The following is a 21,237-nucleotide window of genomic DNA, read 5'->3' as shown; positions in this document are numbered from 1 at the left end:
AAACATAAATGTCTTGGTTCCTCTTTTTTGATATTTATTTTAAATTAGTAATTTATATAAGCAGTTTATTTATATTATGAAATTCTAGCTTTATTCATCCAACGAGGCTGATATACAGCACCAAGTATATCGATGTTATGCGTAGCAACCATATATATGAGTTTTGCAAAAACTGAGGGTGACGTAGATACGTTTATCTTATTACGATTGAAAGTATATGTAATATATTCGGTTTGATTTATTAAATTTAAAATATCGATGACCTTGTCTTTAATAAATGCATCACGAAGTCCATCTACAACTAATTCAAAACGTCTGGAAGATAATAATAAATGATCTAAATCTAAAAGGTCATTAGTATCTGTACCTTGTAGTATTTGATAAATAGAATAGTTATGAAAACTAAGGAAACTAATCATATATGGTAATTGCTGCTTTGGTAAATTAATCTCTAAAGCATACAAATTATTTTGTTTGAAAATCGTAAATTTAAATGAATTACAAAATTGTATTTGCTTACATAGTTTGGTTAAATTTTTTCTTGTGGCACGATTATTTAATCCTCCAATATTTAACACAAAAGTTTCAGTTCTATCTAAAAACATATGATACCCCCAATATCTATAGAAAGTGTTTTATCTCTATTAATCATAATATTCAATTACACTTAAATTTCCACAAGTTATTATTTCTATTAGATTGTACCACTCTTTTTTATTAGAATCACTAGGTCTTAAGAACGAAGTTAAAATTTTTACATAGTAATTGATTACAGATATTATTTTTAGAATATTTAGAAAATTAAGTTGTTTGAGAGTATAAAGTATGATACATTTTTCTTTGTTAATACATAAAGGGAAGTGTTTATAGATGTTATCAAAGGTAAGTAGATTTGCAACCAACACATTCTTATTATGGATGTTAGTTGCTGCAATTATAGGTTTTATTTTTCCTGCCCAATTAGCAACATTAAGTGGGTGGGTTCCTTATTTATTAGGTATTGTAATGCTAGGGATGGGGTTAACGATAGACCCTAAAGATTTTAAAATTGTATTTCAAGCACCGCGTTCAGTGATAATTGGCGTTATATTACAATATACAATTATGCCATTAACAGCTTTTTTAATTGCTAAATTATTTAATCTGCCACCAGAAGTAGCTATAGGTGTCATTTTAGTGGGATGTTGTCCTGGCGGAACATCAAGTAATGTAATGAGCTATCTTGCTAATGCAAATGTCGCTTTATCAGTTGCAATTACAAGCGTGTCCACACTATTAGCGCCGATTTTAACACCAGCCTTAATATATTTATTTGCTAATCAATGGTTAGAAGTATCATTTATGAGCATGTTTTGGTCAGTTGTCCAAGTAATCTTAATTCCAATCATCATTGGTTTTATATTACAAAAATTATTTAAAAACTTTGCTGCTAAATCAGCGACAGCTTTACCAATTGTTTCAGTTGTTGCAATTTCGCTTATCTTAGCGTCAGTAGTAGGGGGAAGTAAATCACAAATACTTGAAACAGGCTTATTGATTTTTGCTGTTGTTATCTTACACAATATTGTAGGTTACACGCTTGGATATACTTTGGCTAAAATATTCCATTTGGAAAGAGCTGATAAAAAAGCTGTTTCTATAGAGGTTGGTATGCAAAATTCAGGGCTGGCTGTATCATTAGCCACCGTTCATTTTAGTCCATTAGCTGCAGTTCCAGGAGCTGTGTTTAGTCTGATTCACAATATTACTGGACCAATATTAGCTAAATATTGGAATAAACGATAAAAAATAAGAAGAGACTAGGCTAATTTATGAACTGTGTTCACTCAAATAGACAATTAAATAATTAAAGTAACTTACTGGTTCGATTCATAGTAATGCTATGGATTGGGCCATTTTTAATATTATTCACTTGTGTTATAAAAATGGTTATAATTAGTTAATTCAAACCTGAAATATGATAAGCTATCATTAAATGAATGTGACCCCATATTAAATAGGAGGCGTAATTATGTACAAGGCAGTTGTATTTGATTTTGATGGCACGATTATAGATACAGAAAAACATCTGTTTGAAATTATTAATAAGCACTTAATTCAGCACAATTTACAAGAAATCTCATTAGACTTTTATCGTCAATCTATTGGAGGCGCTGCAACGGAATTACATAATTATTTGGAAACACAACTCGGTCCGAACGATAAGGAAAAGGTTTATTTAGAACATAATGAAACGAGTGTTTCTTTGCCAATTGTTGATGCAATGCATCAGCTTATGGAATATTGTAAAAAACGTCATATCCCTATGGCAGTTGCCACAAGTAGTTATCGTGAAGATATTCAGCCAACGTTTGACAATTTAGGATTGAGCGAGTATATAGATGTTATTGTAGGACGTGAAGATGTAGAGTCAATTAAGCCTAACCCGGATCCATACCTCACTGCTGTTCAAAGATTAAATTATAACCCAGCAAATTGCCTAGCGATTGAGGACTCAGTAAATGGTGCAACAGCAGCTGTTACTGCTGGTCTTGATGTTATTGTCAATACGAATGATATGACGGAATTACAAGACTTTAGTCATATTGCATATACAGGGAAAGATTTGTCTGCGGATGAAATCATAGCATTATGTTTTGAAGCTGATAGGAGTTAGTTTTATGAATAGTTATTTATTAATATTTTTCTTAGGTGGTCCTATCATCTTAGCTATAGGTAATTTAGTTTTAGGACCTGTATTTAATAAAAAGATTCCTTTTAATATACAATTTCGTTCATTTATAGTCGGTACGATGGTTTATTTATTAGGTGCTATAGCTTTATATTATTTAGTACTACAAGATAGGTTTTGATTATATATACTAAAACAGATGACGCTTTATGAGACAAGCGTCATCTGTTTTATAAAAGTTGAAATATTAATGTTACACATACAAGAACAAGCAGTATAGCATCTATACCTATCATGATAGCAAACCGGGGGTTTTTTTCTCCGGCTTCTTTTGTTTTTTTATAGGCTTTCAAATTTGGAATTAAGCTTACAATTAATAAAATAATTACAACGATTCCTAAAATTACACTCATTATTTGTCACCACCGTTTTGATTTTTTGCTAGAAATTCCCAAACGTAGCCGGCAATAACACCTAAGATTAATCCAATAATAATCCCGACTTTTATTGCTGAAAATAGAGCACTTATGATAATCGCGATTAATAATGCAATCGGAATAGTTATACCAAATTTATATTTTCGTTCTGGAGAATTTACAATAGAAAACAAAGTATAATATAAAATACCAAAAACAAAGATAACCATTACACTTTTTAATATTAAAGGAAGAACTGAACTATTAGATTCACTAAAATAATTTAAAAAGAAAAATAACACACCAAATATAATGGAAATCGTAAGCGTACGTTTCATTAAGTGTTTATTCATATATAACTCCTTTGTAATAAAATCTACTGAAAATTATACCATATAAAACAGATGAATTATTGTATTAGCAGTTATCTAGATATATTACGTTGGTATTGGTGATGATCGTTTAAATAAGCATAGAACAAGCCTATAATTAATCCTCCTCCGATGTAATTGCCGATACCTGCACCTAATAAATTGATGATAACAGGTATAAGTGCTAATTCATTACTTTGATAGACTAAACCACCACCAAATAATACAGAGTTATAAATCACGTGCTCATAACCCATAAATGCAAATATAGACACACCAAACATCATGACGAACATTTTAGCTAAAACATCGTCTATTTGCATCGCTATGACTAAAGAAATATTGATGAAGAAATTAGCAAAAATACCCTTAATCAATATTGCAATAAAACTAGCAGTTAAAGTTTTATGTTCAATTGTATGCTCTAATTGTATTATCATGTCAGTGGTCATCACATCAGAATGACGTAATAATAAGAAAAATAAAAATCCACCCAATGCATTACCAATAAAGCATAGTGTAAAAATTTTAAAAACTCTGGTAGGGCTGATGACATGATAATATAAACCCACTGTAAAATACATAAAATTACTCGTCAGTAATTCTGAATTGGTAAATAAGATAAGTACTAGAGCAAAACTAAATGCTATAGATGCAATTATATTAATAACACCAGAAGGTAGATGAGTGTCTAGCGATGCTTTAATAAGCAAAACGAAGACTGTAATGACACCTAGAATAAAACCAGCCATTATGGCTCGAAGTAAATAACGTTTAAAATAAAAACTTTGTAAAATGTCTTTAGTTTTGATGGTATCAACTACATGGTCAATCCAAGCTTTTCCATAAAATACTTTATCCCATTTAATGTTTTTTTCGCTCATTTTTATCCTCACTTTCTACAATTATTTATAAGTATACTATGTCAAGAATTTTTTGTGAACTTCTTCACAAATTCTACATGAATTTATTTGACTTAAATTTTTAGTTCTGTTTTTATAGTTGATTTCAAGAAGAATAATTTTTTTAACAAAGCTTTACTTTTCAATGTAAAATCGCATACAATTGACAAACAGGTATGTAAGCCCTTACATAATCCGAAAATAATTGTTTTAATTTTTTGAATTTATAGTATAATAGCGACATAATAAGTGAATTTAGTACCACTTATATTTGAAAGAGATGGGGTTTGAATGATGAAAGATAATAATGAATTACAGAGGGGGCTAGGTGCACGTCAAATGCGTATGATTGCACTTGGTGGAACGATTGGTGTAGGACTATTTATGGGAGCTACAAGCACTATAAAATGGACAGGTCCTTCTGTTATATTTGCGTATTTAATTGCAGGTATATTTTTATTCTTAGTAATGAGAGCAATGGGAGAAATGGTTTATTTACATCCAACTTCTGGTTCTTTTGCTAACTTTGCAAGTGATTACATACATCCAGTAGCAGGTTATCTAACGGCTTGGAGTAACGTTTTCCAATGGGTAGTTGTAGGTATGAGTGAAGTTATTGCAGTCGGAGAATATATGAACTATTGGTTCCCTGATTTACCACAATGGATACCGGGCGTTATTGTTGTAGCGTTATTAGCCGGTGCAAACCTTGTATCTGTTAAAGCGTTTGGTGAATTTGAGTTTTGGTTTGCAATGATTAAAGTAGTTACAATTATTTTGATGATAGTTGCAGGTTTTGGTCTTATCTTCTTTGGTCTAGGAAATGGTGGAGAAGCAATTGGTCTCTCAAATTTATGGGCTCATGGCGGGTTTATGCCTAATGGTTGGATTGGCTTCTTCTTTGCACTTTCAATTGTTATCGGTTCATACCAAGGTGTTGAATTAATTGGTATTACTGCCGGTGAAACAAAAGATCCACAAAAAAATATCAAGAGCGCGGTTAACGGTGTTATCTGGCGTATATTGATTTTCTATATTGGTGCAATTTTTGTAATTGTTACAGTTTATCCTTGGAATGAATTAGGAAATATTGGTAGTCCATTTGTAGCTACGTTTGCTAAAGTAGGTATCACTTTTGCAGCAGGATTAATCAACTTTGTTGTACTTACTGCAGCGATGTCAGGTTGTAACTCGGGTATATTTAGTGCTAGCCGTATGTCATTAAATTTATCTCAAAAAGGAATGTTACCTAAATTCTTTGGCAAAGTTATGAAAAATGGTGTTCCTATGTGGACTGTACTTGCAATTGCAACAGGTATTTTAATTGGTGCTTTACTGAATGTAATTTTACCGTTATTTATCAAAGGCGCGGACAGTGTATTCGTATATGTTTATAGTGCTTCAATTTTACCAGGTATGGTGCCATGGTTCATGATTTTAATTAGTCATTTAAGATTTAGAAAAAATCATCCTGAAGAAGTGGAAGGTCACCCATTTAAAATGCCAGGTGGCGCATTTACAAACTACATTACAATGGCATTCTTTATTATGGTATTAATCGGCATGTTATTTAATAAGGAAACTGTGATTTCAGTAATTATTGGTATAGCGTTCCTATTGTTTATGACAATGTTCTTCTTCTTGAAGGGCTACCATAAATTAAGTAAAGATCAACAACTTTAAAGTGTAAAGTCCCACTGATCTAAAGAATCACCGCTTTAAAGAACCACTGCTTAATTTATTAGGCTAGTGGTTCTTACACATGAGAACTTACTCAGGTGTTCTACTTTTGAGAGCTAGTGGGACTTATGCATGAGCGTTAGCTCAGGTAAATCTTCTATTTTTATCAAATATAGTCATCTTAATGGGGTGGGACGATGAAATCTTTTAAATAAATTAGATTTCTGTCTCGCCCCTTTGTTTATTTATAGCCGTTTAGTCTCCTAGTTGAGAAAGGATTGATACAATGAAGTTGCTTAGCAAAGATAGGGTTTTTTGTCCATCTGTCATTTTTAATTGTTAGCAGTATGAAATTTTTTAGCGCACTGTATACATAACTTTATTTTAAATTTACATAAAATTTACTGCATTAAAATAATTACTCAAAATTTGTGCACTACACTTAAAGTGTAGGTCGATAATACATATTTAAAGGAGTTATTACTTTATGAAAATTTTTAACAAATTAGCAACTGTTTCTGTGGCAAGTGCAATCGTTATGGGTTCTGTGTTGGGGAGTGCGCAGTCAACCTATGCCTTGGCTGAAGGACATGCGTCAAAAGAAAATGATGTTTCATATATGGGTAATACAAAAAATCCAAAGAATGTAATATTTTTGGTTGGGGATGGTATGGGTCCTTCATACAATTCTGCTTATCGTTATTTTGCTGATAACCCAGAAACAAAAGAAATGGAAAAAACTGCTTTTGATAAATATCTAGTAGGTAATCAACGTACAAATCCAAGTGACCCAAAAGAAAATGTAACTGATTCTGCGGCTGGTGCAACAGCGTTTAGTTCTGGTCATAAAACTTATAATGGTGCAATTGGCTTAGATAATAATAAGAAAAAAGTAAAAACTGTGTTAGAGCAAGCAAAAGAGAATGGCAAGTCGACTGGATTAGTTTCTACTGCAGAATTAACTGATGCAACGCCAGCAGCATACGCAGCACATGTTGATAGCCGTGACAAAAAAGATGAAATTGCTAAACAATTCTATAACGATAAAATTAATGGTGAGCATAAAGTAGATGTCTTACTCGGTGGCGGCGCAGAATATTTTGGTAAAGAAAATAGTAATTTAGTAGATAAGTTTAAAAAAGACGGCTATGATGTTGTCGATAATAAAACAGATATGAAACAATCTACGAACAAAAAAATCTTAGGGCTGTTTGCTGATAATGATATGCCATTGCAAATTGACGCACCAGATAAAAATCCTAAACTTCTAGATATGGCAGATACAGCAGTAAATAAATTACAAGAAAATGATAAAGGTTTCTTCTTAATGGTAGAAGGTGCATCTATAGATAAAGCTGGTCATCCAAATGATATAACAGGCGTAATGTCTGAAATGAATGGTTTCGAAAAAACCTTTGAATTTGCTACAAATTATGCAAAATCAAATCCTGATACATTAGTCGTTGCAACAGCAGACCATTCAACTGGTGGTTTGTCTATTGCTAAAGGCAAAGATTATATGTGGAATCCAGAAGCAATTCATTCTATGAAACACTCAGGTATGCATATGACAAAAGAAATTACTGAAGGCAAAGACCCACAAAAAGTAATTCAAGACGGCTATGGTTTTGAAGTTGAGCAATCACAAATTGATAAAGTTAAAGATGAAGCAACAAAACTTAATAAATTAGATAAAGAATCGGATGAATATAAAGAACAAATGCAAAAAGTACAAGATGCAGTACAAAAACCAATTAATGACAAATCTCACACTGGCTGGACAACATATGGTCATACTGGCGAAGATGTAAACACATATGCATACGGACCTGGTAGTGAGCATTTTAGAGGAAATATTAATAACACAGATAATGCGAACAATATCTTTGATTTCTTCAAAAATGAACAAAACTAATTGAATCAAATGAAATTAGTCTAAAATCAGTGAGAAAATTATAAATAATGATAAATAAGAAAGAAGTGAGTTTGATAAATCACATAAACATTGGTTATCTCTCGCTTCTTTCTTTATTTAGTGGTTAAAAATTATATGAACTAAAATTTTTGATTCATATAACAATTATAAAAAGATAAATCCAACCTACTCAACGTAAAGAAACAATTGCTAGGTTGGATTTATGTTAATGTTTGAAATGTATATTTGATAAATGTTTTCGATAATTATCTAAAGCCATTTTAGATTGAGTAATAGCGTCTAATGATTTGTCATAATTTAACGCGATGTAACGGTAATATAAAATATCGACTGTGAATAATTGAGCAAATAAAGATGTTGTTGCAGCCATACGTAATTCGTTTTCATCTGTTTGACCATATATCAATGTATAATCTGATATTTTTGCAATAGGATTATCGTTCGAACTTGAAATAGTTATTATAGGAATTTGATAATCTGTTGCTACTTTTGCCATGGACTGCAATTCACTGTGGCTACCTTGGTTTGTCACAAATATAATACAATCACGTTCATCATGTGTAGCAAGTGTAGACATGAACAAATGTGTTTCTTGCAAAAGTCTTACATTTAATCCAATTCTAGATAACTTTTGAAATAGGTCTGTAACAATAACAAGTGAAGCACCGTAACCAAATAGAAAAATTGTGCGAGCACTTTGCATCTTTGCGCATATCATATCTATATTTTCATTCTCAATATGGTTCGAAACGAAGCTCATCGTGTTGGTAACACGTGATAACATTTTAGACTTCAATACATCTACAGATTCATTATTCATTAATTCCAGATGATTGTTGTTTAATGTTTCTTCGGGTAAATATCGAGATATAGCTATTTTAAGTTCTTGAAACCCTTTTTCAGTCATTTTTTTACTGAATCTAACAATAGAAGCGGTACTTGTATCTATTTCATTAGATAAATCTTGAACTGACATATTGATAATCTTGTGTGGTGTATTTAAGATATAATCAGCAATTTTTTTCTCACTTTTAGTTAATTCTGAGTATTGTCGATCAATTTTATATAATATGTTGGACATAGTTAATCACCTAGAGTATCAGTTTCTCGCATAGCCTTTGTAGTGCCAAAGAAATAAGTGAATAAGAAACCACCGGCATATGCTGCGAGTAATCCGGCTATATAGCCTAAGTACATGTGGTCAGAAATCAATGGTAATAATGATATGCCACTTGGACCAATCGCGGTTGCTCCAATATGGCCAATGCCTCCAATGACAGCGCCACCGATACCACCGCCAATACAAGCCGTTATAAATGGTTTACCTAAAGGTAAGGTAACACCGTATATAAGGGGCTCACCAATTCCTAAAAAACCAACCGGTAGAGCACCTTTAAGTGTATCCCTTAGCGTTGTGTTTTTATTACATCTTACCCATAATGCTAAAGCAGCTCCGACCTGTCCAGCACCAGCCATAGCGGCAATTGGTAATAAATAAGTTGCACCAGTTTGATTGATCATCTCAATGTGAATAGGTGTGAACATATGATGCAAGCCTAACATAACTAATGGTAGGAAAAAGGCGCCAATAATAAATCCACTAAAGACGCCACCAATATCGATAATTACATTGATAACTGAGACAAGTCCATCTGAAACGAAGCCAGCTAAAGGCATAAAAATAAAGATTGTTAGAAGTCCTATAATAAACAGAGTAATTGTTGGCGTAACGATAATATCTATGGCATTTGGAACAATTTTATGTAATCGTTTCTCAACGATACTAAGGAGCCATACTGCAAAAATTACGCCAATTATACCACCTTGACCAGCTTGTAACGGTTCGCCTGTGAAAATGTTGGTAATCATATTTTCATCAGTTAAACCCGTTAATAATGTTGTACCACCAATAACACCACCTAAACCTGGTGTAGCGCCAAATTCTTTAGCTGCATTGATACCAGTAAAGATTGCCAAATATGCTAGCATACCATCTTTAATAACATTAAAAACTGTGACGAGTTGTGTTACCCACTCGCCAGAAATCTGACCAGCTGCTAAAAGGTTACTTAAGACAGCTGCTATACCACCAATTAAACCTGCCCCAATAAATGCAGGGATAAGTGGTATAAAGATATTAGCAATTGTTTTTAGTAATTTATTAAATTTACCACGTTGCTGTTTACTTTGGAACGAAGTTTTATTTTCTTTAGCTTTCGCTTCAGCATCTGCACGGTAATTTTTAGTGTTATGGGGGATAGTTTCACCTAAACGTACACCACTTAAGTCGGACATATGAGTAGCAACTTTATTCACCGTTCCTGGTCCGACAACAACCTGTACGCGATCGTCTTTTACGACACCCATCACGCCTTTAATTGCTTTCAGTTTCTCATAGTCAACCTTATCTTCAGTGAGTACTTTTATTCTAACTCGAGTCATACAATTAATAACGTTATCCATATTATCAAGTCCGCCTACAGCGTCTATGATATTTTCGGCAAGTATTTGCTCTTTTGTCATAAAATGACCTCCTTTTTTGTCATTAAAGATTTATGAAATGTGTAAATAAGTGACAGTTGTATTTAAAAATAATTAGTCTTTAATGGCTTGTTTGATAATATTGTCGTTTTGTTGTAAACGTTTTGAAGCTTTCGATTTGGATATATCGCATAGGTGCATGACAACAGCAACTTTTAAATTTCGGTCTGCGTCTTCATATAATATTTGAGATTGCTCGTATGTGGTATCGCAAATATCTTGAATTATACGAATAGAGCGATCAATTAATTTTTGATTTGTTGCTTTAACATCAACCATAAGGTTGTCGTACACTTTACCAACACCAACCATTGTGATAGTAGATATCATATTCAATATTAATTTTTGTGCAGTTCCTGATTTTAGTCTAGTAGAACCAGTTAATACTTCTGGTCCAACATTAACTTCAATAGGGTATTGGGCTAATTTGCTAATTCGAGTGTCTACATTACAAGAAATTGCTACGGTAGATGCACCAACTTTGTTTGCGAATTTTAGTCCTCCTTTGACGTAAGGGGTACTACCGCTTGCAGCAATACCAATAACAACATCTTTTTCAGAAAGATGGATGTGTTTTAAATCTTCCTGTGCGAGGTTTTCATCATCTTCTGCACCTTCAACTGCAACAGTCATCGCGCGTTGTCCACCAGCGATTAAACCAATGATCTCATTTTTATTCGTATTAAATGTCGGTACGCATTCGGCGGCATCAAGTACGCCTAACCGACCACTTGTACCTGCTCCCATATAGATAATACGGCCACCTTGTTTAAACTGTTGTGTGGTAATTTCAATTACTTTTGTTAATTCAGGCAAGATGACTTTTATTTGCTCTGGTACCTTTTGGTCTTCTGCATTCATTGTTTCTAAAGCTTGTTGAATAGTCATTTCATCTAAATGCATGGTTGCTTCATTTCTTGATTCGGTTATTGATTTATTCATGATTTCTACTCCTTAGCATTTATAGTGAATTCAAATGAATCATTAGGTCGCATACAGTTGATGATGGGTATGTCGTCGGTATCAATTTGCGCTACAACATTGATATTTTTATGAGGTGGTAATACTTTCTTAATGATTTGTAATTCACCTTGATAACGTCCGTTATGTTTATTGTCTAAAGTTATTGCTCCGAGTGTCCTTTCGGTTATTAATGATGGCTGTATGTCAGCTTTACAGTAATGGCGTGCTTCTTGAGATCTGATTAAATTACCGGGATTGTCAGGACGAACTGTGTGAGGTTTTAGTAAAATCTCTTCCGCCTGTGTATCAAGTAATGTTATTGATAAGTTAAAATGTCTCTGCTTTAAAAATGAAATAAGTTGTTGCGCACGATGACAGTTTAAATACGGATCACCAATCATAATATGTTGTGTATTTAAGTCTTGAAGCAATTGGGCGCTCTCAATTGTATGCAAATATCTTGTAGTTTCTATTGTTGGTAAGCCTTTGAAAAGTGGCCCGCGAAGTGTAGTTCCTGCAATAAATCCATAAATATTAGCCTGAGGATTATACGCTAAAATCAAGTCGTTTTGTGATTTAACAAATTGCGTTTCTAACCCTGTGTCAGGCCGAGGATAATAGTTATGGCAATAACATAAATAATTAAAATGATTTAAGTGTTGATATAAATGTTGGAGTAAATGATCTGAAATAATACTAGCGTTTAAACAACATTGAAAATCATTACTTATAATTTCATTAACAATGTCAATGGAAGTACTATGATCAATTCGAATAATAAATTGCGCAGAGTCATATTGTTTTAAAAATTCATAAAAATGATGATCCAGCAATGAAGGATTAATATCAATCATATAGTTCAGCTGGTCGTTTGATAAAAAATCTAAAAGTTCTCCCAAATGGCGATATTTAGTGTCATCATTATCTTCAGGTATTTGAACTGAAGTAAAAATCGTTTTGTACCCTAGATCGACCATGCGTCGTATATACGACTTATCGATGGGGTGGCCGAGATAAATGGAAAAGCCATGCATCAGTTATCACTCCTTAATTACTGTAATCGTTTTCATTGTACAATACATGAAAAACTATTACAATTTCATTTTCAATAAAACCTTAAAATGAAATTTTATTACAAAATAAAGGAGAGTGATTTTAGTATTTTGAGTAATTGTCCTTGGTTAATTTCAATATGTTTAAGCGTATTGCCAATTGTGAACTCATCCATTGGATTTTCTATTTGATTGGATAGAAAGTTGAAATAGTTATAATGAAAAAGTGAATTGTGTTGTAAATTATTTTGAATAAAGTCGTTATAGTCGTGTTCTATGTATATATGTAAGTCTTGCTGAAATTTTAATTTGTCTCTATGATTGGTCATAATGCCATATTTGTATAATTCGATTAAATTTAATAATTTCATTATACGTTGTTCTAAGTTGTGTAATTCTAGGTGATACATAAAAAGACATCCTTTCGTAATTTATGATTTTAATATTAGATAGATTTTAAAGCGTAGATAAATATTTAAAATAAATGGATATTATTTAGTGGAATGTAGTAGAGGTTGTTATATTAGCTTAGTTTCAAGTTCAATTTACTTAATGGTAAATTGAACTTGGAACAAAACAGAAAATAATGAAAAATCCAACTGGCACATTAGGACTCAGTTGGATTTAAAAATTGCTGATAGTTGTTTATATTTATATCTTGTGTCTTAATTGTTTTTTCAAATGAATACGAAATATCATGAATATCAATAATCGGAATTTCATTTGTTTTACCGAGTCCAATTTCAAAGATAATTGCTTTCCATAATCCTTCATCACATAAAAGGCCAATAAAAATTACATTTTCTGTTACAACTTGATTGTTGTTGTAAAATTCCATCGCCATTACGTTTCTTTCGGTACTATAAATGAGTACATCAGAAAAGATGGGTGGTAAGTTTGTGTGTTGTTGTTTGTCAAATTTAATATAACGATCTAGTTTTTTTAGCGATCGTCTCATTTTAGTATAGGGTAAGTTGAGACATTTTTTAATAATAGCATTAATTTCTTCTCTGTATGGAAGCGTTGTATATGATTGACTTTCATTGAGTACCAAGAATAAAGCGGATAATTGATTCTCAGTCAGCTCAATTTCATAACTATTTGGCGTTTCTTGCAGTTGATAACCACCAAGTTTGCCATGTTTTGCTAGTATTTTAACACCTTGATCTTCTAAATCTTGAATATCTCTTAAAATAGTACGCTTTGACACATTTAAATTTGAAGCTAACTCTGATGCTGTAATTTGTTTATTCTCTTGAATGGCTAGAACAAGTTTATTTTGTCTTTCGCGTTTATTCATTAGAAAGTCACCTCCCGAATGATTACATATTACATTTATTATAGCATAAAAGTGACAATGACGACATTTAGAAAATAAATTTTTAAAAAATTAAAGAAAACGCTTACATTTTCAAACGGATTATGTTAATATGAATTTAGTAACAAGGGGATAGCGATTAGATGACAAAGGGGTAGGCTATTACATAATAGTTTTGTTAGCATCTATTCGTACGAGTTACTAATCAAACATCTTCAATATTTATTACTTACTTTCCTTTCTATTTAACCGACTAGCATCGCTAGTCGGTTTTATTTATGTTATAGATGGACTTTAAAAGCCTTATATTTAAATATAGGAGTTTTCAAAGTTAGTTTCTATCATATATTTCTTTGATAATTCTATGATAGAATATAACAAATTATACATAGCGATTATTTTGTTAACATACTATTTAAAAGAGGTGTACTACACATGGAAAAAACACAATTAAATTACATAGATGAGTCAGTAATAACTTGGTTAGAAACTTTGGACGAGATTATTCCTAGCCTTATACAAGAAATGGTAACGAGCACGAAACAGAATAGATTTGATTTAGTGACAAATGTTGATAAATCAATTCAACAAAACTTTGAACAATTTTTAGCTGAAAACTTTCCAGACCACCAATTATTTGCTGAAGAAAAATCTAATATTAATATCAATGCCAAACAAGGGCACGTATGGATAATGGATCCTATAGACGGTACGACAAATTTAGTTAAACAACAAGAGGATTATTGTATTATCTTAGGCTATTTTGTTGATGGAGAGCCTGCTTTGTCTTATATCTACGATTATCCACATAGAAAACTATATAAAGCAATTAAAGGACACGGTGCTCATGTAAATGGAGAGCGACTTGTAAAACCAGAACTTATAGATTTACAAGAGGCGATTATTTCATTTAATTCATTAGTGATTAATGATGAAACTATTCATGATTTACAGGAGGCATCATTTGGCTATCGTTGTATTGGTTCGTGTGGGCTAGATTCAATTCGTGTTATTAAAGGACAATTTGGCGCTCATATAAATACAAATCCTAAACCATGGGATATTGCAGCGCAATTTTTATTTGCAAGTGAACTTGGTTTGAAAATGACAACATTGGACAATACAGCGTTAGATTTTGCTAAAGCCGGTCCATTTATAATTAGCAATCCAGCATGCCATGAAAAAGTATTAGCAATTTTGAATTCAGGTAATGGATATAAGAAATAAAACTAATTTACTATATAAATATTTTATTCAATAAATAATAGGTCTTAAGAACTATGTCATCTTAAATGTAATACTATATAATGTATTATTAAATAGAATAGAAAATTGAATACGGAAATGGAGTATGATAAGAGTGAATCGTTCTGAGAAGAATAGGAAAATGGGCTTACCTGCTAAAATATTTTTATGGTTTTTTGGGATATTAGTTTTATTTGCTTTACTAGCAGTGATTTACCTAGGTTTCAAAATATTTTCTGTAGGTGGGTCAATACACAACCCATTAGATAGAGATAAATCATCATTAAGAGATAAAAATGTGAATTTAGATGATGGTGATCCATTTACTATAGCATTATTCGGTGTAGATTCAGATGCTAAAAGGGATGCAGCTGGAGGCGGACAACGTAGTGATACGGTGATGGTACTATCGATAAACCCACAAAAGAAAACAACTGAAATTGTAAGTATCCCTAGAGACACACAAGCTGATATAGTAGGTAAAGGAACTACTGAAAAAATTAATCATGCCTATGCTTATGGCGGTCCAGATATGGCAGTAAAATCAGTTGAAAAATTATTGAATGTCCCAATCGATCATTACGCAACGATAGATATGGATGGTATGAAAGATATGATAGATACGGTTGGCGGTATCTCAGTAACAAGTAACGCTACATTTTCTTATGATGGCTACCAGTTTAACCAAGGTGAAAACACAAAAATGGATGGCAAAGAAGCAATGGCATTTATTAGAAGTCGTAAAGAAGATGGCGCAGGCGGAGACTTTGGACGTCAAGAACGTCAACAATTAGTTATACAAGGTCTTGCGAACAAGTTAACAAGTGTAAGTTCAGTTACACACTTTAATTCATTGATGAATCACATTGAGGACAACGTTAAGACAGATCTAACAGTTGGACAATTAAATAAAGTTAGAAGTAATTATAAAGATGCTAATGACACTGTCAATAGACATCAATTAGAAGGTCAAGGTGGCATACAAGATGATGGACTTTATTACTTCATTCCAAGTGAAAGTTCATTAAGTGAAATAGAATCAACAATTAAAGATAATCTAGGTATATAATTTATAAAGCTATATGTTTGCACTATATGTAAATATATAGCTTTTTTATTTTGGCTATTGTAATGGTAATAGTTTAATGTTCTATACGTTTTATTTTGCGCTATATACTAAATAAAAAATAAAAAACAGTGAAATATAATAGAATACCTTAACATTTAATGTAAATACATATACAATGTAAGTAACATTATCTTAAAAAAGTGTGGGGCTTTTTAGGTGGAATGTTGACCAACATCTTATGAAGTTTTTACATGGGTAGAATAAATAATAGGGGTGAAGATTATGCAAGAACATTTAATTGTCTCTTTAGACGGTAAAGACTATCTTGTGGAACCCGGAACAAATTTACTTCAGTTTATTAAATCACAAGATACTTTTGTTCCGTCGATATGCTATAACGAATCGTTAGGTCCTATCCAAACTTGTGATACATGTACTGTGGAAATTGATGGTAAAATGCAACGAGCATGTAGCACGACGATAGACAGACCAATGATTGTTAATACGCAAAACGACAAAGTACAAACAAGTCAAAAAGAAGCACTTGATAGAATTTTAGAAAAGCATATGCTTTATTGTACAGTGTGTGATTATAACAATGGTGATTGTGAAATTCACAATACAATGGATCAATGGGGATTAGAACATCAAACTTATGAATATAAGGAAAAACCTTATGAAAAAGATTACGGTCCATTCTACCGTTATGATCCAAATCAATGTATTTTGTGTGGTCGTTGCGTTGAAGTTTGCCAAGACGTTCAAGTTAACGAAACACTTACAATTGATTGGGAACGTCAACAGCCACGAGTAATCTGGGACAATGATACAACGATAAATGATTCATCATGTGTAGGCTGTGGACAATGTGCAACGGTATGTCCATGTAATGCAATGATGGAAGTGAATATGGAAGGTAACGCAGGTTACATGACAGATTTAGAGCCAGGTTCACTTGCAGCGATGATTGATTTAACTAAAAAAGCAGAGCCAGGTTATGGTCCATTGTTTGCTGTTTCAGACTCAGAAGCGGCTATGCGCGAAGAACGTATCGAAAAAACTAAGACAGTGTGTACATACTGTGGTGTAGGTTGTTCTTTCGATGTGTGGACAAAAGATAGAGAAGTGTTAAAGGTTCAGCCACAACACGAATCACCAGCAAATAAAATTTCTTCTTGTGTTAAAGGAAAATTTGGTTGGGATTATGTTGATTCAGATGAACGTTTAACGAAGCCTTTAGTACGTAAAAATGGGCAGTTTGAAGAGGTTGAATGGGAAGAAGCATTGAAAGTTGTTGCGGATAATTTTAACAAGGTGAAAGCATCGCACGGCTCTGATGGTTTAGCATTTATTTCTTCTTCTAAAGCTACAAATGAAGAATCTTATCTCATGCAAAAACTCGCTAGACAAGTTATTGGTACAAATAATGTAGATAATTGTTCACGTTATTGTCAAGCGCCAGCGACTAAAGGTTTATTTAGAACTGTAGGACATGGCGGTGACTCAGGCTCAATAGACGATCTTGAGATTGCAGATATGGTTGTATTGATAGGTACAAATACAGCAGAAGCACATCCAGTAATTGCATCTCGTATTAAACGAGGACATAAATTATATAACAATACTTTAAATGTTTTTGATATACGTAAACATGAAATGGCAGAGCGTGCCGACAATTTCTATCAACCAAAACCAGGTACAGATTTAGTGTGGTTATCCGCTGTAACAAAATATATTATTGATAATGAATTGCATGATAAGTCATTTATTGATGAATGGGTAAACCATTTTGAGGATTATTATAATTCATTAGCACCATATACTATGGAATTTGCAGAAGAAACTACAGGTATTTCTAAAGAAGAATTAATCGATTTTGCACAACAATTAGTAGACGCTAAGTCAGTATCTATTGCATGGGCTATGGGTGTTACACAACAAGATATAGGTAGTGATACGTCAACTGCAATTTCTAATTTATTGTTAGCAACAGGTAACTATAGAAAACCAGGCACAGGGGCTTATCCTTTAAGAGGGCATAATAATGTTCAAGGATGTAGTGATATGGGTAGTATGCCTGATCAATTCCCAGGCTATCAAAAAGTTGTAGACGGCGAAATTAGAGCTAAATTCGAACGTGAATATGGCGAAGCATTACCAAGCAAAGTTGGTAAAGATAATCATCAAATGATGGAAGGTATACACGAAGGTGAAATCGATTCCTTATATCTATATGGTGAAGATACAGGGATTGTCGATTCTAATATCAACTATGTACAAGCAGCATTAGAGAAAGTTGGATTCTTAGTAGTACAAGATGAATTCTTTACATTTACAGCAACGTTTGCAGATGTTGTATTACCAGCAAGTCCTTCACTTGAAAAAACTGGAACATTTACAAATACAGAGCGTCGTATCCAACGTTTATATCAAGCTTTAGATACTAAAGGCGATTCTAAACCTGACTGGGAAATTATCCAAGCAGTAGCCAAATCATTAGGATATGATTGGGGCTACACACATCCAAGCGAAATAATGGATGAAATTGCTAGAGTTACACCGCTTTATTCAGGTGTAAGTTACCACAGACTTGAAGGATATAATAGTTTACAATGGCCAGTTGCTGAAGATGGTACAGATGAACCAACCTTATATCTTAATGGATTTAATTTTGAAGATGGTAAGGCTAATTTCTATCCATTAACATTTGATAACTTCTTTAAAGTGAACGAAGAGTATGACTTACATGTTAATAACGGACGTTTATTAGAACATTTCCATGAAGGTAATATGACTTATAAAGTACCAGGTTTGGAATATAAAATGCCACATGCATTCGTAGAAATATCTCCTGAACTTGCTAAAGAAAGAGATATTCATGAAGGCGCAGAAATTAAATTGATTTCTGAAACTGGCGAAGCAGAATTAATTGCTCACGTAACAGATAGAGTAAAGGGTAAAGAAATTTATATTCCTTTAAATAATAATGCAATGGTTCATGGTGATAAAGGTGCAATCAACTTATTAACTAATAGTGATGTTGATAAAGATACAGATACGCCATCATACAAACGCACAAGTTGTCGTATGGAAGTTAAAACGCGTAGGGGTAAATCACCACTGAATCCTACGAACTTCCGTGTTAATAAACAACGTCAACCACAATATAGTGTTCGAGTTCAAGACAAATGGAAACGTGAGGATTATACATTCCCAGGAAGTCAGGTGGATAAATAATGGCTGAAAGAATAACTAATATTAAACGTATGCAAAAGTCCGAAGAAGAACTGAAAAAAGATAGTTTGGCGGAAGTTACAGATGCAATTGTTGCCAATAAAGATAGTATCTTAAAAGCAATTAATATTATCAGTACATTAGATGATGCTAAATTATTAGATGCATTATCCGGTGCAGTGAAAAGCAGAGGCGTCATTGCTAACAAGTTTGCAGTTGAACTCAACAAAGAACAGTATACAGGGTTAATTTCAAATATGGCTTCACTTGTGTTCTTACTTGGTGACTTAGATGTAAATGACTTATCGACAATGCTTAATAAAGTAAATAAAGGTTTGAGTGTTGCTAATAAAGCAAATCCTAATCAAAAGACATCTATTACGGGTTTAATGGGTATATTGAAAGATGATGAAATGAATCGTAGTTTAACCTACATGCTGAATATGCTAAGAGGTATGTCTAGAGAATAGAAAGTTTGCAATTATAAAATTTAAAAAATAGGCGAGGCTAGGATAGTTATTATTGTCCTAGCCTCTACTATGTTCATAGGTAGGATTAATCGACATCAATTGATACATATTTAGTTACTTAAAAAGTAAATAAACAGTTAGAAATGTACAAAAATTAATCATGAAATTTGATTTTCTTTTGATCAACTTACTGTTACTGTTTTTAAAATGACATATTGAAAGATGATTAAATGTGATACAATTTCTATTATTAGTGTTTTATTTAACTTATTATATAAGGCAAGGAGTGGAAGACGTATCAATCCGAAAATGATAAAAATCTCAGCTATAATGTCTAATATATTTCTAGTGATTGGAATTGTATTTTTATTAACTTTTAATATTTTAATGGCGATGACGATGTTTGTGTTATCTCTAGTCATTAGTTTAACTATATTTAACACATTATTTAGAGATCGAAAAGGTATGAGAATAGTAATTAATGTTTCCTTTATAATCGTTTTAATTGCTATTGTATTTGCTTATGTTACATTAACAAAATAAGTGTAGGATAAGGGGTTATTTCACATAATGAATGAAAATCTAAAGCGTAAATTACCATTGATTTTGGTGGGGCTAATTGTATTAATATTTGTTGTTTTATTGGTTATTAATGAAACAGATTTATTTGATAATCGTAAGACCCACACTTTTGATGAAGCGGTTGATAAGCAAGTTGGAGCAGGTACATTAAATATGACTGAAAAGGATGGTCAATTTGTTGTAGCTTCAAAAAATGATGTAAAGCAAGCAATGAATGTTAATAATGAGAAAGATAATTTGAACCATATGGATATTTCTGAAAAAGTGCCAATGTCTGAAAAGGAATTAAACAATATTTTAAAAGATAAGGGCATTTTTAAAAATAAAGGTAAGGCGTTTTTAAAAGCACAAGATAAATATGAAGTGAACGTGCTATATTTAGTGAGTCATGCGCTTGTAGAAACGGGTAATGGCCAGTCAGATTTAGCTAAAGGTATTAAAGATGATGGAGAGCACTACTATAACTTTTATGGCATAGGCGCATTTGATGAAGATGCTGTTCATACTGGTAGTAGTTTTGCAAAGAAACAGAAGTGGACCTCACCTGAAAAGGCAATTATGGGTGGTGCTAAATTTGTAAGAAATAATTATTTTGAAAATAAGCAACTTTCGTTATATCAAATGCGTTGGAATCCAGAATCCCCAGGAGAACATCAATATGCTAGTGATATTGAATGGGATGAAAACATCGCAACCTTTATGCAACGTTACTATAATGATTTAGGTATAAAAAAAGATCATGTAAAAAAAGATTACTATTTATAAACAATAACAATAGAGAAGACTA

At 32.4% G+C, this 21,237-nt stretch carries 22 protein-coding genes; 11 read left to right on the top strand and 11 right to left on the bottom strand.

Going from position 1 to position 21,237, the window contains the following annotated elements; genetic code table 11:
- Positions 1–74: 74 nt before the first annotated feature.
- A complete protein-coding gene (locus tag ACSUE0_RS11600) occupies positions 75–605 on the bottom strand; it encodes a hypothetical protein (RefSeq protein WP_436957467.1) in 531 nt (176 codons plus the stop codon).
- 265 nt (positions 606–870) lie between these two features.
- Between ACSUE0_RS11600 and ACSUE0_RS11595 the strand changes: the two genes are divergently transcribed.
- The 3 genes from ACSUE0_RS11595 to ACSUE0_RS11585 all read left to right on the top strand — a co-directional run bounded on the left by ACSUE0_RS11595 (position 871) and on the right by ACSUE0_RS11585 (position 2,852).
- Positions 871–1,785 carry a bile acid:sodium symporter family protein gene (locus ACSUE0_RS11595; RefSeq protein ID WP_107554833.1) on the top strand — a complete coding sequence of 305 codons (915 nt, stop codon included), beginning with the start codon at positions 871–873 and terminating at the stop codon, positions 1,783–1,785.
- A gap of 226 nt (positions 1,786–2,011) precedes the next feature.
- Positions 2,012–2,656: an HAD family hydrolase gene (locus ACSUE0_RS11590; RefSeq protein ID WP_119614095.1), complete on the top strand. Its 645-nt coding sequence runs from the start codon at positions 2,012–2,014 to the stop codon at positions 2,654–2,656.
- Between the two features lie 4 nt (positions 2,657–2,660).
- A complete protein-coding gene (locus ACSUE0_RS11585) occupies positions 2,661–2,852 on the top strand; it encodes a hypothetical protein (RefSeq protein ID WP_119614094.1) in 192 nt (63 codons plus the stop codon).
- Positions 2,853–2,901: 49 nt separating this feature from the next.
- On the opposite strand, the gene ACSUE0_RS11580 is transcribed toward ACSUE0_RS11585, so the two are convergent.
- The 3 genes from ACSUE0_RS11580 to ACSUE0_RS11570 form a co-directional block, all read right to left on the bottom strand.
- Positions 2,902–3,084: a hypothetical protein gene (locus tag ACSUE0_RS11580; protein ID WP_119614093.1), complete on the bottom strand. Its 183-nt coding sequence runs from the start codon at positions 3,082–3,084 to the stop codon at positions 2,902–2,904.
- Positions 3,084–3,440, bottom strand: a complete 357-nt coding sequence (locus ACSUE0_RS11575; protein WP_119614092.1) for a hypothetical protein — start codon at positions 3,438–3,440, stop codon at positions 3,084–3,086. Before ACSUE0_RS11575 ends, ACSUE0_RS11580 begins: the two co-directional genes overlap by 1 nt.
- 71 nt (positions 3,441–3,511) lie before the next feature.
- Positions 3,512–4,342: a formate/nitrite transporter family protein gene (locus ACSUE0_RS11570; protein ID WP_119614091.1), complete on the bottom strand. Its 831-nt coding sequence runs from the start codon at positions 4,340–4,342 to the stop codon at positions 3,512–3,514.
- Positions 4,343–4,654: 312 nt separating this feature from the next.
- On the opposite strand from ACSUE0_RS11570, the gene ACSUE0_RS11565 reads away from it, so the two are divergent.
- Together ACSUE0_RS11565 and ACSUE0_RS11560 are read left to right on the top strand one after the other, a co-directional pair.
- Complete coding sequence (locus tag ACSUE0_RS11565; RefSeq protein ID WP_436957463.1) at positions 4,655–6,043, top strand: amino acid permease; 1,389 nt, start codon at positions 4,655–4,657, stop codon at positions 6,041–6,043.
- Between the two features lie 484 nt (positions 6,044–6,527).
- A complete protein-coding gene (locus ACSUE0_RS11560) occupies positions 6,528–7,955 on the top strand; it encodes an alkaline phosphatase (RefSeq protein WP_436957461.1) in 1,428 nt (475 codons plus the stop codon).
- 226 nt (positions 7,956–8,181) lie between these two features.
- Here the strand turns inward: ACSUE0_RS11560 and ACSUE0_RS11555 are convergent, their stop codons facing one another.
- The 6 genes from ACSUE0_RS11555 to ACSUE0_RS11530 all read right to left on the bottom strand — a co-directional run bounded on the left by ACSUE0_RS11555 (position 8,182) and on the right by ACSUE0_RS11530 (position 13,832).
- On the bottom strand, positions 8,182–9,057 hold the full coding sequence (locus tag ACSUE0_RS11555; RefSeq protein ID WP_119613089.1) for a MurR/RpiR family transcriptional regulator: 876 nt from the start codon (positions 9,055–9,057) through the stop codon (positions 8,182–8,184).
- Between the two features lie 2 nt (positions 9,058–9,059).
- Positions 9,060–10,499 (bottom strand): PTS transporter subunit EIIC, encoded by a 1,440-nt coding sequence (locus ACSUE0_RS11550; protein WP_119613090.1) that lies wholly within the window; start codon positions 10,497–10,499, stop codon positions 9,060–9,062.
- Between the two features lie 72 nt (positions 10,500–10,571).
- Positions 10,572–11,459 (bottom strand): N-acetylmuramic acid 6-phosphate etherase, encoded by an 888-nt coding sequence (gene murQ / locus ACSUE0_RS11545; protein WP_119613091.1) that lies wholly within the window; start codon positions 11,457–11,459, stop codon positions 10,572–10,574.
- A 5-nt stretch (positions 11,460–11,464) separates the two neighbouring features.
- Positions 11,465–12,514 carry a MupG family TIM beta-alpha barrel fold protein gene (locus ACSUE0_RS11540; protein ID WP_436957458.1) on the bottom strand — a complete coding sequence of 350 codons (1,050 nt, stop codon included), beginning with the start codon at positions 12,512–12,514 and terminating at the stop codon, positions 11,465–11,467.
- Positions 12,515–12,612: 98 nt separating this feature from the next.
- Positions 12,613–12,942: a hypothetical protein gene (locus ACSUE0_RS11535; protein WP_436957456.1), complete on the bottom strand. Its 330-nt coding sequence runs from the start codon at positions 12,940–12,942 to the stop codon at positions 12,613–12,615.
- 197 nt (positions 12,943–13,139) lie between these two features.
- Positions 13,140–13,832 carry a helix-turn-helix transcriptional regulator gene (locus tag ACSUE0_RS11530; protein WP_436957454.1) on the bottom strand — a complete coding sequence of 231 codons (693 nt, stop codon included), beginning with the start codon at positions 13,830–13,832 and terminating at the stop codon, positions 13,140–13,142.
- Between the two features lie 453 nt (positions 13,833–14,285).
- Between ACSUE0_RS11530 and ACSUE0_RS11525 the strand changes: the two genes are divergently transcribed.
- From ACSUE0_RS11525 to ACSUE0_RS11510, 4 genes are all read left to right on the top strand, one after another.
- A complete protein-coding gene (locus tag ACSUE0_RS11525) occupies positions 14,286–15,077 on the top strand; it encodes an inositol monophosphatase family protein (protein WP_436957452.1) in 792 nt (263 codons plus the stop codon).
- A gap of 133 nt (positions 15,078–15,210) precedes the next feature.
- Positions 15,211–16,164: an LCP family glycopolymer transferase gene (locus tag ACSUE0_RS11520; protein ID WP_436957451.1), complete on the top strand. Its 954-nt coding sequence runs from the start codon at positions 15,211–15,213 to the stop codon at positions 16,162–16,164.
- A gap of 282 nt (positions 16,165–16,446) precedes the next feature.
- The gene (fdhF, locus tag ACSUE0_RS11515) at positions 16,447–19,401 is read left to right on the top strand and encodes a formate dehydrogenase subunit alpha (protein ID WP_119613096.1); all 2,955 of its coding nucleotides are present in this window, start codon (positions 16,447–16,449) and stop codon (positions 19,399–19,401) included.
- Positions 19,401–19,868, top strand: a complete 468-nt coding sequence (locus ACSUE0_RS11510) for a DUF1641 domain-containing protein (RefSeq protein WP_119613097.1) — start codon at positions 19,401–19,403, stop codon at positions 19,866–19,868. The genes fdhF and ACSUE0_RS11510 overlap by 1 nt, the downstream gene beginning before the upstream one ends.
- Before the next feature lie 182 nt (positions 19,869–20,050).
- Here ACSUE0_RS11510 and ACSUE0_RS11505 read toward each other — a convergent pair whose 3' ends face one another.
- Positions 20,051–20,290: a hypothetical protein gene (locus ACSUE0_RS11505; RefSeq protein WP_436957479.1), complete on the bottom strand. Its 240-nt coding sequence runs from the start codon at positions 20,288–20,290 to the stop codon at positions 20,051–20,053.
- On the opposite strand from ACSUE0_RS11505, the gene ACSUE0_RS11500 reads away from it, so the two are divergent.
- Together ACSUE0_RS11500 and ACSUE0_RS11495 are read left to right on the top strand one after the other, a co-directional pair.
- Positions 20,178–20,411, top strand: coding sequence for a hypothetical protein (locus tag ACSUE0_RS11500; RefSeq protein ID WP_017722865.1), 234 nt, complete (start codon positions 20,178–20,180; stop codon positions 20,409–20,411). The genes ACSUE0_RS11505 and ACSUE0_RS11500 overlap by 113 nt on opposite strands.
- A gap of 27 nt (positions 20,412–20,438) precedes the next feature.
- Positions 20,439–21,215, top strand: coding sequence for an N-acetylglucosaminidase (locus ACSUE0_RS11495; protein WP_119613098.1), 777 nt, complete (start codon positions 20,439–20,441; stop codon positions 21,213–21,215).
- The last annotated feature ends 22 nt before the right edge of the window (positions 21,216–21,237 follow it).

This window comes from Staphylococcus sp. AS1337, from assembly GCF_051408735.1.
GTDB classification, from domain to species: domain Bacteria; phylum Bacillota; class Bacilli; order Staphylococcales; family Staphylococcaceae; genus Staphylococcus; species Staphylococcus xylosus_B.
Note: the sequence above shows the minus strand (reverse complement) of the source record. Positions and strands in the feature narration are given on the sequence as shown.

Bases quoted from the DNA above. Each gene is read 5' to 3' on its own strand.
- ACSUE0_RS11530 (WP_436957454.1), bottom strand. From the start codon at position 13,832: ATGAATAAACGCGAAAGACAAAATAAACTTGTTCTAGCCATTCAAGAG.
- ACSUE0_RS11510 (WP_119613097.1), top strand. From the start codon at position 19,401: ATGGCTGAAAGAATAACTAATATTAAACGTATGCAAAAGTCCGAAGAA.
- ACSUE0_RS11500 (WP_017722865.1), top strand. From the start codon at position 20,178: ATGATAAAAATCTCAGCTATAATGTCTAATATATTTCTAGTGATTGGA.
- ACSUE0_RS11570 (WP_119614091.1), bottom strand. From the start codon at position 4,342: ATGAGCGAAAAAAACATTAAATGGGATAAAGTATTTTATGGAAAAGCT.
- ACSUE0_RS11590 (WP_119614095.1), top strand. From the start codon at position 2,012: ATGTACAAGGCAGTTGTATTTGATTTTGATGGCACGATTATAGATACA.
- ACSUE0_RS11505 (WP_436957479.1), bottom strand. From the start codon at position 20,290: ATGACTAGAGATAACACAAACATCGTCATCGCCATTAAAATATTAAAA.
- ACSUE0_RS11525 (WP_436957452.1), top strand. From the start codon at position 14,286: ATGGAAAAAACACAATTAAATTACATAGATGAGTCAGTAATAACTTGG.
- ACSUE0_RS11580 (WP_119614093.1), bottom strand. From the start codon at position 3,084: ATGAGTGTAATTTTAGGAATCGTTGTAATTATTTTATTAATTGTAAGC.
- ACSUE0_RS11540 (WP_436957458.1), bottom strand. From the start codon at position 12,514: ATGCATGGCTTTTCCATTTATCTCGGCCACCCCATCGATAAGTCGTAT.
- murQ (WP_119613091.1), bottom strand. From the start codon at position 11,459: ATGAATAAATCAATAACCGAATCAAGAAATGAAGCAACCATGCATTTA.
- ACSUE0_RS11495 (WP_119613098.1), top strand. From the start codon at position 20,439: ATGAATGAAAATCTAAAGCGTAAATTACCATTGATTTTGGTGGGGCTA.
- fdhF (WP_119613096.1), top strand. From the start codon at position 16,447: ATGCAAGAACATTTAATTGTCTCTTTAGACGGTAAAGACTATCTTGTG.
- ACSUE0_RS11575 (WP_119614092.1), bottom strand. From the start codon at position 3,440: ATGAATAAACACTTAATGAAACGTACGCTTACGATTTCCATTATATTT.
- ACSUE0_RS11595 (WP_107554833.1), top strand. From the start codon at position 871: ATGTTATCAAAGGTAAGTAGATTTGCAACCAACACATTCTTATTATGG.
- ACSUE0_RS11565 (WP_436957463.1), top strand. From the start codon at position 4,655: ATGAAAGATAATAATGAATTACAGAGGGGGCTAGGTGCACGTCAAATG.
- ACSUE0_RS11535 (WP_436957456.1), bottom strand. From the start codon at position 12,942: ATGTATCACCTAGAATTACACAACTTAGAACAACGTATAATGAAATTA.
- ACSUE0_RS11600 (WP_436957467.1), bottom strand. From the start codon at position 605: ATGTTTTTAGATAGAACTGAAACTTTTGTGTTAAATATTGGAGGATTA.
- ACSUE0_RS11585 (WP_119614094.1), top strand. From the start codon at position 2,661: ATGAATAGTTATTTATTAATATTTTTCTTAGGTGGTCCTATCATCTTA.
- ACSUE0_RS11555 (WP_119613089.1), bottom strand. From the start codon at position 9,057: ATGTCCAACATATTATATAAAATTGATCGACAATACTCAGAATTAACT.
- ACSUE0_RS11550 (WP_119613090.1), bottom strand. From the start codon at position 10,499: ATGACAAAAGAGCAAATACTTGCCGAAAATATCATAGACGCTGTAGGC.
- ACSUE0_RS11560 (WP_436957461.1), top strand. From the start codon at position 6,528: ATGAAAATTTTTAACAAATTAGCAACTGTTTCTGTGGCAAGTGCAATC.